We start from the raw sequence: 15,489 nt of genomic DNA, 5'->3' as shown, positions 1-15,489 counted from the left end.
ATGCTTTTAACAACCTCAGAGATACAGTTTATTAAGGAACATGCCGCCGACGATCTGGCCCGCCTGCTGCTTTCCGCCGCCAAGTATCCCGGAATGGATATCCCTTTTTTGGTCGATCAGATCGCCGCCCGGAGGCAGATCCGGGAGAAATTGCCATCATGGTATAAGAACGGACAGTTGGTTTTTCCGGCTAAAATTGCGGCGGAACAATGTTCTTCCGAACAGACGGCTGCCTATAAGCAGGAACTGATCGGTGAAAGCTGGACAATCTGCGACTTGACGGGAGGTCTGGGAATCGATAGCTATTTCCTTTCCCGCAAGGCGAAACATTTGACTTACATAGAACGTTTTCCGGTTTATTGTGAAGCATCAAAACACAATTTTTCTATCTTGGAAGCCAACAACATAACGGTCGTGAATGCCGATGCCGCCCAATCAGTCGATACCCTTCCAGAGGTTGATGCCTTCTATATCGACCCGGCTCGCCGAGGAGAATCAAACAAGCGGGTTTTTGCCTTGCAGGATTGCGAACCGGATTTGCCCGGACTCCTGCCGGAACTCCTGAAACGCTCTCCGCGCGTCATCGCAAAACTCTCGCCGATGGCGGATATACAAATGACTTTGGACCTGTTGCCGGAGACGACATCCGTACATGTCCTTTCCGTCAGGAACGAATGCAAAGAACTGCTTTTCGTGATGGAGCGCGGGGCACATGGCGCGGAACCGTCGATCCGGTGCATCAATTTCGGACCGGACGGAATGCAATCTTTCTTTTTTACATTGGAAGAGGAACGCAACACTGTATTGGTTCCGGCCGGTCAGGTCGGCGCTTATTTATATGAACCGAATGCTTCGGTTCTAAAAGCCGGCGCATTCAAGCAGATAGCCCTCCGGACGGGAGTCGAGAAGCTGCAGGCGAGCAGCCATTTATATACATCGGATCGATTCGTCTCCGATTTTCCAGGCCGCAGGTTCCGGGTAGACGAAGTATTGCCTTTTACAGGAAAACTCTGTAAGGGACTTTCAAAAACAATCCCTCAAGCGAATATGACCGTACGCAATTTCCCTCTCTCCGTCGAAGAACTGCGCAAGCGGACGAAGATTGCCGACGGTGGCTCCGTCTACCTCTTTGCAACCACCTTGGCAGATAGCGAAAAGGTACTGGTCAGATGCTCCAAAGCCTGATCAGGTGAACAGCATCAGCACCAACTGTGCCGAAATCACGCGGATAAACATCGAAAGAGGATAGACGGTGGCGTATGAAACGGAAGGCTCGTCACCTTCGACAGTCGTGTTGGCATAGTTCAAAGCCATCGGGTTTGCCATGCTCCCGCAAAGCATCCCCACATTGTGTGCATAGTCGAGCTTGAAGAATCGCGAAGCCGTGAAACCGACGATTAGCACCGGTACGATCGTTAGCAGGAATCCAAGCCCGATCCAGAGCAATCCCTCGGCACGGAAAACCGTCTCGAAGAAATGCGCCCCCGAATCGATTCCCAATCCTGCTAAGTAAATGATAATTCCCAATTGGCGGAGCATCAGGTTGGCGCTCATCGTCGTGTAGGTTGTCAGGTGGAAACGCGGGCCGAATGCGCCCATCAGGATTCCGACGATGATCGGCCCTCCGGCGATCCCCAACTTGACCGGCGTACTCATCCCTGGTAGCGTGACCGGCAATGCCCCCAACAGCATCCCCAGCGAGATACCGATAAAGACTGCCAGGAGGTTCGGGTTATTGAGCCGTTTGATCTCGTCTCCTAAAATCTTTCCGACCGTGTTCACCGCATTCGCTTCTCCCACGATTGTCAGCCGGTCGCCGATTTGCAGGCGCAGGTCGGGAGAGGCCAGCAGATCTATGCCGGCACGGTTCACGCGTGTGATATTGATGCCGTAGAGATTGCGGAGGCGGAGGGAACCCAGTTTCACACCGTTCACCCGGTTGCGGGTCACCGCGATGCGGCGCGAAATCAATTGGCTGTCGATGGCGTTCCAATCGATATCCTCCTTGTTCCAGTCTACATTCTCCTGTTCGCCGAAGAGGACTTTGATATTTTCGACATCCGATTTGACGGAGATAATCAAAAGATGGTCATGCTCGTGCAGCAAGGTATCCGAAGTCGGGATACTCACCTTTCCGTTCCTCCACACGCGTGAAATGACGAAATGTTTTTCCGTCAGCTTCATTACGTCCTTGATACTCTTCTCATAAATACCCGGATTACTGACGTGGAATTCGGCGACGTAGGTGGTCGTGTCGCGTTGTTCATTCCGGTCCGCCTGTTTCTTGTCGGCAAACAAGGCCCTTAGGACAATAATCGCTAAGATCACGCCCACCACACCGAGCGGATAAGCGACAGCGCACGCCAAAGCCATGTCCGTCACCCCTTTGGTATTGGCCGGGTCTATTTGCAATAGGGCCTGTTGGGCAGCTCCCAAAGCTGGCGTGTTGGTGACGGCCCCGCAAAGCAAACCGACCATATTGGAAAGGGAAACTCCTGTTGTCCAGTGCAGTCCGACCGTCATTATCAGTCCGAGCAGGATAACGCCCATCCCCATCATATTCATTTCTACGCCTCCCTTCTTCAACGAAGAGAAAAAACCGGGACCTACCTGCAACCCCAGTGCATAGACGAAAAGGATCAGGCCGAAACTTTGCGCAAAATAAAGCATATCCTTATTTACGACGATTCCTAAATGCCCCGCTAAGATGCCGGCAAAGAATACGAATGTGATACCCAGTGATATACCGAATATCTTGATCCGTCCCAAATACAGTCCGAGTGCTGAGACCAGCGAGATAATGATAACTGCCTGAACCATCGTAGGCTCTAAAAAAGCCTCTTGTAACCAATTCATAAGTATCCCTGTTTATTGACGGCACAAAGATAGGACAATAATTCGATTCGTCATTCATTTTACACGTTCCACAGGAAGGCCGTGCTAAAATACAATAACCCTTATTAGGACGTTTTTCTATTTGAGATGTAATTCCGGACGATCCATGTTTGACGTTTTCCTTCTTCAGATTGGAATTAATAATCAGCCTGTAAAACAAGTACGGCAGGAAGTCGAAAAACAAAGTTCCTTTGTTACCGAAAAGCAGAAAATCCTGACATTGTGGAAAAACTAAACTCCCGGAGAGTTGTCTGTAGCAAACGAATCTTACCGCAGGCCTGAATATCCCAAAAGAAATTTGCCTTTTTACCGGCATGACGACCGTCTTCATCGTGGCGATGACCGTCTTCGTTGCCATGACGACCGTCTTCGTGGTACATGGTCCCGGCAGTTCACGGTGATGGCGACCGTCTTCGTGGTAAAAAACCGCGCACTTCATGGCGAAAAGCCCTTTATCCCCTATGAAGAACTTGAATTTACAGCTATTTGCAAAGAATGTGCTTTATTGTTAACAAAACAATATTATACAATAACCCCCTACTTTTTACGGTTTAAATCTGACAAATGTGGTTACGACACTTTTATAACCGCTAAAATCTTTCTTCATCAAGTAAGTATATGTCCATAAATCTAAATCTTTTTCCTCTCGACGCAGCATATTTACATCACTAATTATCAGTGACCATTCATTTTAATCGGTACAACCTCTGTTTTTACAAGTACACAGAATGTGGGGACAAATGCAAATCGTTGTATTTCACCGCTTTGCATATACGTGTTGTACCGCCTTCTTTTAGCCATTTTGTGGAATGTTGGCTATCAGATTCAACATGTTGAATGATAGGATATTTCCGCATGGATGTTACAGAACGCTTGCTGAATACAAAGGTAGTGGTTTTCTTGGAATTTCTGTGGTTTGCAGTGGAATTTTTATTAGTCCAGTGCAATGAAATATTTGATTCGTTGGAAAAAGTGTAGCGAAACTGGATTATTCGCTTGAAAAAGTGTAGAGCAGTGCTTGTGTACTTTAATTTGTGGTTTTGAATCTTACTATATTATACCTTATCTGATATAATAATGCTGATAATAAAATAAATTATACCCTTTGTGGTATAATGTGAGATATTTATATTAACTTTGTACCCGAAAAGGTATAAAGTAGGATGCTTATGAATAATCTCTCTACTACGGTCAAGATGTTGCGAAAGCAGTATAACCTGACGCAAGAAGAACTTTCGTTGAAGTCGGGGGTAGGATTGCGCTTTGTGCGAGACCTCGAACAGGGAAAGGAAACGCTGCGTCTTGATAAGGTGAATCAGCTTCTTGACTTCTTCAATTATGAAATGGTTGCAACTTCTAAAACTGATAATCAATGAGGCAAGCTCATATATTTTACAAAGACCAATTGGCGGGGATTCTGACTGAAAACGATGCAGGATATGAGTTCCGTTATTTGCCGGAATATCTCTCTTCGGAAACGGCAAAGGCTGTCAGTCTGACATTGCCTTTACAGGAAGAAACATATACAAGTTCTGTGCTGTTTCCGTTCTTCGACGGTTTGATACCTGAAGGATGGCTGCTGGATGTTGCATTGCGGAATACAGACATCAGTATTCTTGACCGGATGTCGTTGTTGCTGACATGCTGTAAGGATTGTATCGGAGCAGTAAGCATTATTCCAATGGAAGAAAAGGAGGTGAACCATGTGTAATTGTCTGTATTGTTATCGTCCGCTACTAAAGGGAGAAAAGGATATGCACACGGCTTGCATAAAGAAGTTCTTCGGAACAACAACATTGCCTGTTCTTGATTATACGACGGAGCAATTAGACCAGCTTGCTTTGCAGATTATTCAAGACCAAACTTCCTTGACTGGCGTTCAGCCGAAGCTATCCTTGCATTTGAATGAGCATGAGGGCAGCAAACGATTGACCATTGTCGGGCTTTGGGGTGGTTATATCTGTAAACCTCAGGCCTCGCAATATGAAATGATGCCGGAGGTCGAGGATTTAACCATGCACCTTGCAGAGGTGGCACGTATCGAGGTCGTTCCTCACACGCTGATGCGGATGGCAGATGATACTCTATGCTATCTTACTCGTCGGATTGACAGGACTCCTGCCGGAGGGAAGATTGCGATGGAAGATATGTGCCAATTGACGGAAAGGCAAACGGAGCATAAATACAAGAGCAGTTATGAGCGTATCGGGAAGGCGGTTTTGAAATATTCGTCTATGCCTAAAATGGATGTTACCAATTTTTTAGAGTTGGTGCTTTTTTCTTGGCTGACAGGAAATAACGATATGCACTTGAAAAACTTTTCATTGTATGAGACTGCGGATAAGATACGTTTAACCCCTGCTTACGATTTGCTAAATGCGGCTATCATCAATCCAAAGGATGATGAAGAACTGGCATTGACCTTGAACGGGCGTAAGAAAAAGCTTCAAAGAGAGGATTTTATCAAATCGGCAGCTACTTTGGGTATAGAGAATGTGATTGTAGAACGACTGATAAACAAGTATATCAAACTATTGCCCAAGTTCGAGACTGTTATTCAAAACTCTTTCCTAAATGCTGATTTGAAAGAAAAGTATAGCGAATTGTTGAGAGGGCGAATAGCGAGGCTTTACACAAATGCTACAAAACGATAAATATACAATATTATGGATACATTAGGTCTTTCAAAAGTAACATCATTGTTCATCCTAACTTTAATAGAAAGAGACGATGGACAAAAGAAACAAATTTTGGAGACGCCAACAAATGGCACGTATATTTAAGGCTCGCATGATTCTTTATGCTGCTTACGGGCATTGTATCATCCGTGAGGATGGAAGTCATTATGAACATCCTCATTGGTTTGAGTTGGCCAAAGAGAAATGTGCACAAGTTTACAAGACTACCGGGACACCGTGTAGTTGTTGGATGTGCAGAGGTATGGAATATGACCGTAAGGAGTACAAAAAAGAAACTCTACAGATTATTAGGGAATCAATGGAGTACAAAAAATAGATAACAGAATCTATGTATTATTGCACAGTTCAGCCATCTATTTTTACGGTGATATATTAACACTTCAATCATTTGGCACAAGATTTTTGTATGGTTTCATTTGAAGATATTCTTATTAGCTACCGATTGCTGAACAGCTGTAATGTAGCCATTTTTATTGTAGATAAAAGATTTTGCAGAAGAATTCGTTTAATACTGGAATTTTTACACAGTAATACACAAATATTGACAGCAACAATATATATATCACTATATGTGCGGTCATTGGTATTTTGTCTTTCCACCAATGGAAATGTAGTTGCTCGTCCATCCAGCTCATATCCTTTTCGCAAAACATCTTATAATGTGCGAGCCAATTGGCGAACACAATTTGGTCTGGTTGTGAACTAGCATTAAATTCATCCTCTATCGCTGTATAACGAGTTTCTATTGTGGAAAAGTCCGCACTATCAGACATTCTTTTTACTTCAAAATAGAGGTTTTTCAACTTGTTGAGTTGATCAGTATTGGCAATGCCTCTATTGCTATAACTATCAATATTAGGAGTAAAGCGTTCGATATAGACACTTGCAATACCAAGAATCAGTATGAATACCGATACATATTTTTCAGCAAAGGGAGGGTAGACCAATCCCAGAATACCTACAATGATTGATAAAAAACTAACGTATCCTGGTATTTTCTTGACGATATCGTAAGTGGCAAAATTTATATTGGCACCATAGGCAACATTATAACCCTTTTGGGCAATTTTTATGAGTAACTCACTGTTCATACGTATGTATTATTGTATTGGTACTTCAATTCTATCTCGGGCAACGACAATACCATTTTTTATTATATACGCTTCCATATAGTGTGGACCAAAGAAATCTGCACTCTCATGTCGCACATTATTTTTCCTATTTGAGTCTATTATTTCTCCTCTTAGGCAGTTTCTTTTTATGGCTTCTGTTCCTACATTCCTAGCTTTCCATTTTACTTCATATGGTAACGGAGCATCGGTCTTGATAGTGAAATCTAAGCTTCGGACTCTAGAAATTCGTTGGCCTTTTAATAATAGTTCACTCAGAAGGTGTTCCCTAAATCCATCGCGCATAATGATACAATCAAGTTTCAAATCGTATTTAACATCTATAGGGTATTTATCTTCAATGAACTCTTCATGATCAGAGGGATTATCAGAAGAAAACATTTTATTTTCAACTACACTTGATACTGATTTAGGAAATTGACGTCCAAAAATTTCACGCCATATATCATGACGTTTAGATTCGTCATTCTCTTTAATAGCTTCATTGGCTTTTTTATATGCAATTTTAGCTTTGGATCTAAATGGGTGTTTTACCTTCACATCTTGATCGCTTCCTAATGCTTGATAATGGGTATGCTTAGGCTCATCCTTTAGATACTCAAAAAAATCCCTACACATCTCTCCATATTGAGATTTGTTAGCGTTGTCATATTCAGAATGATTAGACAAAAAACGATGTGTTAGCGTATCTATTAGCAATCCACCCATACCTACACCAACATTGTTCTTCCATGCTCTAAGCATTTTACAGAGATGCCGATGCGCTTCTCCATGATTCTGCTTAAAGTTAATCATCTCATTTTGTTCTTGTCGAGGTTTCGTAATTTTGTATGTGCATGTCTTAGTGTCGGGATATTTATAGTTAATTTCTTCCCCATCTCTTTCTTCATAAACAGGTTGTACCTCGAACGTGAAATTACCGAAGAATACATCCACAACCAGCCGATCTACTTTGATTGTAGTTTGAGGATATCTATCTAGCAAAGCGTCTCTTGTCTTGCGTAGTAGTTCACTGGGAGTATCTTTGTATGTATCCCATGTTGATTTAGGCATAATATACAACATATCAAGGTCGGAAATACCTTTAATTCCGGTATATCGTCCATATGAACCAACCTGAAGACAGTTGGCAGTTTCAGAGTCCGTGTCTCTAAATGTTTTGTTCAATTTCTTGGTTATTTCTTTGTAGCGACCGCAGAAAATATCTGGATTGTCAACTTTGATATTATTGAGAAATTTATCGAACGCTTCGGTCTTCGTCATATTATAGGCTTTAAATGCTTTGTTAATATTTTCTAAATGACATTATCTTCTGACATGTATTTTAAAACTTTGATTAATACATCAATGCATTTATATGTATCTACTGGCATGTTGCTTCCTGGAGCTGTCAGATTAAAGCTCCAAACAGGGCATGAATCATAAAGCCTTTTTTCGTAAGTTCCTCTTGGCTGATTGGAGCTTTGTTCTCCTTCTCTTAGCCAGTGCCAATCAGCAATATGATGGTAAACAAAACTGTCAATCACAATGCCAGGAAGATGGTAACTGCTGAAGTAGTTGTCACGAATTTCTCGTATATGTTTACATGTGTCGAATAACAAACCATTGCTTGCTACATTTCTTTCCTTCATTGCTTGCTGTTCAATTTTTGGATCTGTTGTTAACCAGTTGCCACCCATATTTGAATCAGGATAGTCGTATGTCCCATTCCAATTACCCAGCCAATCTAATTGACAAAAAGCTGGTAGTACCTCGAATTTCATACCGTCAGTAAAATTGATTACTACGACTTGCCCATCTCCATGAATATCACTCCTTGGATAGGTTTGTAAAATTGCATTCTTCAATGCTTGCAGTAATCTGGACTGACCATTTCCCCTTAGTGCATCATATTTATTATATTCCTCTCTTGGTAATTCGACAAGTATATCAATGTCACTTGTGTCAATAGCAGTACCTCTTCCATAAGAGCCAACATATAAACTATGAGCAGTTTCGCTAGTGCTACCCCAAAATTCTGAATTAACCGCTCTTGTTATGCGTCTATATCTCTGAGATACCAACGAACGCTGTTCAATGCTAATTATTTCGCCTCTTTTTCTAACTGTATCCATATTGATTTTATTTGAAGGACAAAAGTACAAAATAATCCCTGTTTATCGAATATAATTCGCTATATTTGCGCTATAAAATCGCATTAAACAATGAAGCTAAATAAAATAAAGACTGTTTTGTCGGATAAAGGCATCTCCCAGACATGGTTAGCCAAGCAACTTGATAAAAGTTTTAGCATGGTCAATGCTTATGCGTGCAATAGAATTCAGCCGAATTTGGAAACACTTCAGCGGATTGCTGAGATTTTACAGGTGGATTTAAAGGATTTGATAACAGATAAAGAGGAAAGGTAAAATGCAATGAAAAACTTTACGGAGAATACAAGAGTACAAGTCCCGGCTGCATTGCATCTTTGCAAGCTCGGTTATACATATTTGGATGATATAACATCGTACAATCCCCAGACGAATATTTTAACGGATATTTTTATCCGCTCAGTAAAACGTCTGAATCCTGCTTTGACTGACTTGGAATGCAGCCAGTTGCTGGATAAAATTATCGGAATCTTGAATAACGATGATTTGGGCAAGGAATTCTATACTATGCTTTCCTCCAATAGTGGCGTGAAGTTGATAGATTTCGCTGATGCGAACAATAATGAATGGCACGTTACGACAGAGTTTACATGCGAAAATGTTGAATCCGGTGATAGCTTCCGTCCAGATATTACGTGTTTTATAAACGGCTTGCCTTTAGCTTTTATCGAAGTCAAGAAGCCTAATAATCACGATGGAATCTTAGCAGAGCGGGATAGAATTAATAAGCGGATGCGGAATAAAAGTTTTCGTCGCTTTATCAATCTTACCCAGTTGATGATTTTTTCCAATAATCAGGAATACGATAATGAAAACAGGGTTCCGATCCAAGGGGCGTTTTATTGCTGTGCATCAAAAGAAAAAGCTTTCTTTAATGTGTTTAGAGAGGCTGATGCTACTTTCGTGTCGAAATATCAATATATAGCGTTGACGGAAGATACAGAAAAACAGGTTCTCAAACATAGGAACTGTGTAGTTATTAAAAACCTGCCAGATTATGAAACAAATAAAAAGGTAGATACTCCTACGAATCGTGTCTTGACATCAATGCTTTGCCGGGAGAGGTTCTTGTTTCTGTTAAGATATGGCTTTGCGTATGTCAACCGAACTGTAGAGTTGGAAGATGGCAGTAAAATCACAACTCTCGAAAAACATGTGATGCGCTATCAGCAATTGTTCGCTTCATTGGCTATTCGCAAGAAACTATCTAAAGGTGTCAAGAGTGGAATAATTTGGCATACGCAAGGCAGTGGCAAGACGGCATTGGCGTATTATTCAGTTCGTAGTCTGACCGATTATTATGCAAAACGTGAGACAGCTGTTAAATTCTATTTTATAGTAGATCGTATTGCGCTGATGGAGCAAGCGAGCGATGAGTTTGTTGCACGTGGTTTGGTTGTAAGGACAGTTAATAGCAGAGATGATTTAATGAAAGACATCCGTGATACCACCCCTGTAGTGAACAGTGAAGGTAAAGCGGAAATAATGGTTGTAAACATACAGAAATTTAAGGAAGACTCCACTAAAATACAGATAGAGTCTGGCTATAACACTAATCTCCAGCGTGTATTTTTTATAGATGAAGCGCATAGAGGATATAGCCCACAGGGTAGTTTTCTCGCTAATCTTTTAGAAGCGGATAAGGATGCTGTAAAAATTGCATTGACAGGAACTCCTTTGTTGAGGGAAGAAAAAGAATCTTGGCGTGTTTTCGGCGATTATATTGATACCTACTATTATGACAAATCGATAGCGGATGGTTACACGTTAAAACTGATGCGTGAACCGATAGAAACCATATATAAAGAGCGTATTGAGAGTATTCTTGATAAATTGGCAGGAAACGTAGAAGTCAAGAAAAGCGATATAGACAAGAATAAAATAATTGAGCATGAAAGTTATCTGAACGCTTTGCTTGATTATATTATTTCTGATTTGCGCAGATTCAGAAAAGAACAAGCAGATGATTCCATCGGTGCAATGATTGTGTGCAAAACCAATCCACAGGCTCGTGAAATGTTCCGTTTATGGCAGCAGCGTTTCAGATTCGCACAGCAGATTGAAGATAAATGGGAAGAGCAGTTGGGAATGGTGGCAGAGCCAATGGTTTCGTATGGTCATGCCAAACCATTGCGTGCCTCTCTGATATTGCATGATGAGGGAGACAAATTAGAACGAAAAGCATACATTGAAGAATATAAGAAGCAGCAGACTGTAGATGTACTGATTGTCAATCAAATGTTGCTTACTGGATTTGATGCTCCCAGATTGAAAAAACTATATTTGGGACGTAGTCTTGACGGTCATGATTTGTTACAGGCACTGACTCGTGTAAATCGTCCGTATAAAGATTTTAAATATGGCTATGTAGTTGATTTTGTAGATATAAAAGAAAATTTTGATTCGACAAATGACCGCTACCTGAGAGAATTAAACCGTACAGCTGATATTAAGGAGACCAAACAGGATGAGCCTGTTGGCAATGCTGTTATCGAAGATAAGGAAGAGATAATAGCGAAAATGAAAGGAATCAAGAGTGTTCTCTTTAATTTCACTTGCGATAATCCGGAAGAGTTCAGACAGGAAATTGATGAAATAGAGGATAAAGATAGACTCTATGAATTACGGTCGGTATTGAATGATGCCAAAGCTATTCTGAATCAAGTCAGAGCTTTTGGCGATGATGAATTGAAAGAAAAAATAGAGTCTTTGGCTTTTGGTGGCATCCCTACTTTGATTACAGAGGTTACACATCGTATTGAGAGGATGAATCTGTTTGAAAGTACAGAGCATAAGGCAGATGTTTCCGGAATAATCAATGTGGCTCTGTCAGAATTGGAGTTTGAGTTCAAAAAGGGAATGTCTGAAGAACTAAGAATTGTTGTCAATGACATTCGTGAGCGTTGCGAAAAGGTACAAGCCGAATTTGAAGCCAATTTTGATAGGAATGAAGAAAAATATGTAATCCTTGCAGATGAGTTCCGGGCATATTTCCGTAAAAAAGGTTTTGTTCCGCAAAACACTCAAGATGCAAAAGACAGCATTGATTACATGGATAATGTAATGAAAAAGATTCGGGAAATAAACAGACGGAATAATATCTTGAAGAAAAAATATAAGGGTGATGAGCGTTTTGTTCGTATTCACAAGCGGATTGAGGAGGAAAATCAAAAACGTGAACAGCCTATTATATCTGCACACGAATATGAAATAGCCGAGAATCTGTCACAGATGAAGTCTCAAATAGACAATATGTTATTCTTGAATATCAATGTTTTGGATAATGAAGATGCCTTTAAGCGTGATGTATTGGCTATTATTGGTCGTAAATTAATAGACCTTGGAATTAAGGCAAATTTGACAGACCGTAAATATATCAACAATCTTATCACAACAGAATATTTCCAACAACGTAATTTTGCATATTGATTATGAGCGATATAAATATAACAGAATCAACGATAGCCCTGATTGATTCTTTGAAAAGTACAACTGGAGCGTTTGGCTTGGCAGGAACAGGAAGCGAGTATAAAATCGTCACGGAAATGTTTCTGTACAAGTTCTTTAATGATAAGTTCGGCTATGAAGCTAAACGAGATAAAATGTACGGTGAACGGCTAAGCAAAGCAGAAAAGTGGGATGCCGAATATGATACATTTACGGATGATGAGGTAGAAGACCTTTTCAGTTATTTGCCAGCTTCTGTGCCGAGACTTAAACCGGAACATACGTTGTCACATCTATATAATTCCACAGGGAAGGGAGATTTCTCTACATTGTTGGATGCTATATTAATAGATATAGCCAATATCAATGCCGATACTTTTTCTGTAACAACTTCCGGGAAAAGTAAGGTAAATATCTTTAGTGCCATAACAACATTTGTAACTGATACACAAAAGCGTGATGAATTTGCAAAATCGCTGATGCGCAATGTCGCCTCATTCAATTTCGAACACGTATTTATCGAGAAGTATGACTTCTTTTCAAGAATATTCGAGCATTTGCTGAAAGGATTTAATAATGCCGGAGGTGGCAAATATGCCGAATATTATACACCACGTGCCATAGCACAAGTTATGGCGAGATTATTGGTAGGGGACAATGCGGATTTACGAGGTGTGACTTGTTACGACCCATCGGCTGGAACAGGTACATTGCTCATGGCTCTTGCTCATCAGATAGGAGAGGATAGATGCTCGATTTTCAGTCAGGATATATCAGAGAAGTCGAGCGAAATGTTGCGTCTGAACCTTATTTTAAATAGTTTGTCTGCTTCTCTGCCAAATGTTGTACAGGGCAATACATTGACAGAACCATCGCACACTGAATCAAATGGCGCATTAAAGAAATTTGATTTTATCGTTTCAAATCCTCCATTTAAACTTGATTTTCCTGAGTATCGTGATACATTGGCTGCTGATACGATTCGTTTTTGGGCAGGAGTTCCGAATGCGGTTAAAAAAGTAGATCCGATGAAACCTAAAATGGCGATTTACACCTGTTTCATCCAGCACGTCTTAAATTCGCTAAAGACAACAGGGAAAGGTGCAATAGTCATTCCTACAGGATTTATTACAGCCAAAAGTGGTGTTGAAAAGAAAATCTTACAACGTGTGGTAGATGAACATTGGGTTTATGGCTGTGTATCTATGCCAAGCAATGTGTTTGCCACTACAGGAACAAATGTTTCCGTTATATTCTTTGATAAGTCGGCAACAGCAGATAAAGTAATTTTGATTGATGCAAGCAAATTAGGTGAAGAATATAAAGAAGGCAATAACCAGAAACGACGTTTACGTGATAAGGAGATAGACTTAATAGTCAATACGTTCCGCAACAAAGAAGCTGTAGAAAATTTCTCTGTAGCTGTTACTTACGATGAAATAAAGGAAAAGGGATATTCTCTCTCTGCCGGGCAATATTTCGACATCAAGATTGATTATGTAGATATAACGGAAGAAGAGTTTAATTCCCGAATGGCGGACTACAAGCAAATCCTTTTCGAGCAATTTGCAGAGAGCCATCGTTTGGAAGAGGAAATAATGAAACAGTTGGATGCTTTGCAGTTCAACGCAAATGTAGGCAACAATGAGTAATGAAATCCAGTTTTTGCTATACAGCCTTCCCGATAAAGAGGGTAAGGTGCAGGTGGTAATAAAAGACGAGACCATTTGGTGCACGCAAAAGGCTATGGCAGAGCTTTTTGGTATTGACAAATCGGGTATCAGCCGACATATAGCTAATATCTTCAAGGATGAAGAACTACGGCAAGACACGACAGTTGCAAAAATTGCAACTGTCGTAAATCGAGGCATACGAGGTGAGGTTGAAGAGTTGGTAGATTTCTATAATCTTGATATGATTATCGCAGTTGGCTATCGTGTTTCTTCACCCAAAGCTACCAAGTTTCGCCAGTGGGCGACCAAGATTCTCAACGAGTATATCAAGAAGGGCTTTGTACTTGACGATGAACGCTTAAAACAGGGAACGGCAGGATTCGGGAAAGACTATTTCCGAGAATTGCTTGAAAGGGTACGCTCTATCCGTGCCAGTGAACGGCGTATCTGGCAGCAGATTACCGACATATATGCAGAGTGTAGTATCGACTATGACAAGAACTCGACTACAACACACGATTTCTATGCCATGATACAGAACCGTTTTCATTATGCCATTACAGGGCAGACAGCTGCAGAAATTATCTACACTAAGGCTGACCATACAAAAGACCACATGGGGCTGACCACATGGAAAAATGCACCTGATGGTCGTATCTTGAAATCGGATGTCTCAATAGCTAAGAACTATTTGCAGGAAAATGAAATTCGTAGGTTAGAGCGTGCCGTTACGGGATATTTCGATTATATTGAAGACCTCATAGAGCGAGAAAATACGTTCAATATGGAGCAGTTTGCAGCCAGCGTCAACGAGTTCTTGACCTTCCGCAAATATCAGATATTACCGGACAAAGGACGCATTTCTGCGGCACAAGCCAAGGCAAAGGCTGAAAGCGAATACGACATTTTTAATAGAACCCAACGTATTGATTCTGATTTTGATAAACAGATTAAAGGAATGTTGGATAAGTAATAGGATTGGAGTAATGGAATTGAAAAGATATAAACTGGGAGAAATACTTGAGTTGCAAAGGGGATATGATTTACCATCTTCCCAACAGAAAGCGGGAAATGTGCTTGTAGCAGGATCGAATGGTATAATAGGTTATCATAACGAAATACGCGGTAATCATCCATGCATTACAGTAGGACGGAGCGGCAGTGTAGGAAAGGTTCATTATTATGAACAACCCACTTGGGCGCATAATACAGCCTTGTTTGTAAAAGATTTTAAAGGGAATAATCCCCAATATCTGTACTACTTCCTTAAGAATCTTCATTTGGATGAAATGTTCGTAAAAGGAAGTAGTGTAGTTCCCTCTCTTGATAGAAAAGTAGTTCATTCTTTGGTTGTTCCATTTCACAAAGAAGTTGTTTGCCAAAAACGGATTGCATTAGTATTATCCAATATTGACCGTAAAATTGAACTTAATCGAGCGATAAATCAGAATTTACCGACACCTGACCATTCATCAGAAGTGGTAGAAGCTCGTCA

General features: G+C 40.9%; 15 protein-coding genes. 10 read left to right on the top strand and 5 right to left on the bottom strand.

Annotated features, from left to right (window positions below):
• Positions 1-1,185 (top strand): class I SAM-dependent methyltransferase, encoded by a 1,185-nt coding sequence (locus RDN79_RS15145; protein ID WP_298550269.1) that lies wholly within the window; start codon positions 1-3, stop codon positions 1,183-1,185.
• On the opposite strand, the gene RDN79_RS15140 is transcribed toward RDN79_RS15145, so the two are convergent.
• Complete coding sequence (locus tag RDN79_RS15140; RefSeq protein ID WP_298550271.1) at positions 1,186-2,856, bottom strand: putative transporter; 1,671 nt, start codon at positions 2,854-2,856, stop codon at positions 1,186-1,188.
• Positions 2,857-3,089: 233 nt separating this feature from the next.
• Positions 3,090-3,275 carry a hypothetical protein gene (locus tag RDN79_RS15135; protein ID WP_298550273.1) on the bottom strand — a complete coding sequence of 62 codons (186 nt, stop codon included), beginning with the start codon at positions 3,273-3,275 and terminating at the stop codon, positions 3,090-3,092.
• 789 nt (positions 3,276-4,064) lie between these two features.
• On the opposite strand from RDN79_RS15135, the gene RDN79_RS15130 reads away from it, so the two are divergent.
• From RDN79_RS15130 to RDN79_RS15115, 4 genes are all read left to right on the top strand, one after another.
• Positions 4,065-4,271, top strand: coding sequence for a helix-turn-helix transcriptional regulator (locus RDN79_RS15130; RefSeq protein WP_025073813.1), 207 nt, complete (start codon positions 4,065-4,067; stop codon positions 4,269-4,271).
• On the top strand, positions 4,268-4,606 hold the full coding sequence (locus tag RDN79_RS15125; RefSeq protein ID WP_032595614.1) for a HipA N-terminal domain-containing protein: 339 nt from the start codon (positions 4,268-4,270) through the stop codon (positions 4,604-4,606). Before RDN79_RS15130 ends, RDN79_RS15125 begins: the two co-directional genes overlap by 4 nt.
• Positions 4,599-5,549: a HipA domain-containing protein gene (locus tag RDN79_RS15120; protein WP_176469695.1), complete on the top strand. Its 951-nt coding sequence runs from the start codon at positions 4,599-4,601 to the stop codon at positions 5,547-5,549. Before RDN79_RS15125 ends, RDN79_RS15120 begins: the two co-directional genes overlap by 8 nt.
• Before the next feature lie 76 nt (positions 5,550-5,625).
• A complete protein-coding gene (locus RDN79_RS15115) occupies positions 5,626-5,910 on the top strand; it encodes a hypothetical protein (RefSeq protein WP_121736961.1) in 285 nt (94 codons plus the stop codon).
• Between the two features lie 154 nt (positions 5,911-6,064).
• On the opposite strand, the gene RDN79_RS15110 is transcribed toward RDN79_RS15115, so the two are convergent.
• The 3 genes from RDN79_RS15110 to RDN79_RS15100 are packed head-to-tail and all read right to left on the bottom strand — an operon-like array spanning position 6,065 to position 8,838.
• A complete protein-coding gene (locus RDN79_RS15110) occupies positions 6,065-6,685 on the bottom strand; it encodes an SLATT domain-containing protein (RefSeq protein WP_121736962.1) in 621 nt (206 codons plus the stop codon).
• Positions 6,686-6,694: 9 nt separating this feature from the next.
• A complete protein-coding gene (locus RDN79_RS15105) occupies positions 6,695-7,987 on the bottom strand; it encodes a nucleotidyltransferase (RefSeq protein ID WP_032595617.1) in 1,293 nt (430 codons plus the stop codon).
• A gap of 32 nt (positions 7,988-8,019) precedes the next feature.
• On the bottom strand, positions 8,020-8,838 hold the full coding sequence (locus tag RDN79_RS15100) for a nucleotidyltransferase domain-containing protein (RefSeq protein ID WP_298550287.1): 819 nt from the start codon (positions 8,836-8,838) through the stop codon (positions 8,020-8,022).
• Positions 8,839-8,928: 90 nt separating this feature from the next.
• Between RDN79_RS15100 and RDN79_RS15095 the strand changes: the two genes are divergently transcribed.
• The 5 genes from RDN79_RS15095 to RDN79_RS15075 all read left to right on the top strand — a co-directional run.
• The gene (locus tag RDN79_RS15095) at positions 8,929-9,132 is read left to right on the top strand and encodes a helix-turn-helix domain-containing protein (RefSeq protein WP_005859081.1); all 204 of its coding nucleotides are present in this window, start codon (positions 8,929-8,931) and stop codon (positions 9,130-9,132) included.
• A gap of 6 nt (positions 9,133-9,138) precedes the next feature.
• Entirely contained in the window at positions 9,139-12,303 is a 3,165-nt protein-coding gene (locus RDN79_RS15090) for a type I restriction endonuclease (RefSeq protein ID WP_308573258.1), read from the top strand.
• 2 nt (positions 12,304-12,305) lie between these two features.
• Positions 12,306-13,973, top strand: coding sequence for a class I SAM-dependent DNA methyltransferase (locus tag RDN79_RS15085; RefSeq protein WP_195380718.1), 1,668 nt, complete (start codon positions 12,306-12,308; stop codon positions 13,971-13,973).
• Entirely contained in the window at positions 13,966-14,967 is a 1,002-nt protein-coding gene (locus RDN79_RS15080; RefSeq protein ID WP_298550298.1) for a virulence RhuM family protein, read from the top strand. The genes RDN79_RS15085 and RDN79_RS15080 overlap by 8 nt, the downstream gene beginning before the upstream one ends.
• A 13-nt stretch (positions 14,968-14,980) precedes the next feature.
• Positions 14,981-15,489: restriction endonuclease subunit S (locus RDN79_RS15075; protein WP_298550300.1), on the top strand; the 509-nt coding region annotated here is incomplete at its 3' end.

This window comes from uncultured Parabacteroides sp., from assembly GCF_902493135.1.
Classification (GTDB): domain Bacteria; phylum Bacteroidota; class Bacteroidia; order Bacteroidales; family Tannerellaceae; genus Parabacteroides.
The sequence above is the reverse complement of the archived record's forward strand: the minus strand, read 5'-3'. Positions and strand labels throughout refer to the sequence as shown.

Coding starts and splice junctions, on each gene's coding strand:
- RDN79_RS15120 (WP_176469695.1), top strand. CDS start 4,599: ATGTGTAATTGTCTGTATTGTTATCGTCCGCTACTAAAGGGAGAAAAG.
- RDN79_RS15125 (WP_032595614.1), top strand. CDS start 4,268: ATGAGGCAAGCTCATATATTTTACAAAGACCAATTGGCGGGGATTCTG.
- RDN79_RS15095 (WP_005859081.1), top strand. CDS start 8,929: ATGAAGCTAAATAAAATAAAGACTGTTTTGTCGGATAAAGGCATCTCC.
- RDN79_RS15130 (WP_025073813.1), top strand. CDS start 4,065: ATGAATAATCTCTCTACTACGGTCAAGATGTTGCGAAAGCAGTATAAC.
- RDN79_RS15140 (WP_298550271.1), bottom strand. CDS start 2,856: ATGAATTGGTTACAAGAGGCTTTTTTAGAGCCTACGATGGTTCAGGCA.
- RDN79_RS15090 (WP_308573258.1), top strand. CDS start 9,139: ATGAAAAACTTTACGGAGAATACAAGAGTACAAGTCCCGGCTGCATTG.
- RDN79_RS15100 (WP_298550287.1), bottom strand. CDS start 8,838: ATGGATACAGTTAGAAAAAGAGGCGAAATAATTAGCATTGAACAGCGT.
- RDN79_RS15135 (WP_298550273.1), bottom strand. CDS start 3,275: ATGTACCACGAAGACGGTCGTCATGGCAACGAAGACGGTCATCGCCAC.
- RDN79_RS15145 (WP_298550269.1), top strand. CDS start 1: ATGCTTTTAACAACCTCAGAGATACAGTTTATTAAGGAACATGCCGCC.
- RDN79_RS15085 (WP_195380718.1), top strand. CDS start 12,306: ATGAGCGATATAAATATAACAGAATCAACGATAGCCCTGATTGATTCT.
- RDN79_RS15080 (WP_298550298.1), top strand. CDS start 13,966: ATGAGTAATGAAATCCAGTTTTTGCTATACAGCCTTCCCGATAAAGAG.
- RDN79_RS15115 (WP_121736961.1), top strand. CDS start 5,626: ATGGACAAAAGAAACAAATTTTGGAGACGCCAACAAATGGCACGTATA.
- RDN79_RS15110 (WP_121736962.1), bottom strand. CDS start 6,685: ATGAACAGTGAGTTACTCATAAAAATTGCCCAAAAGGGTTATAATGTT.
- RDN79_RS15105 (WP_032595617.1), bottom strand. CDS start 7,987: ATGACGAAGACCGAAGCGTTCGATAAATTTCTCAATAATATCAAAGTT.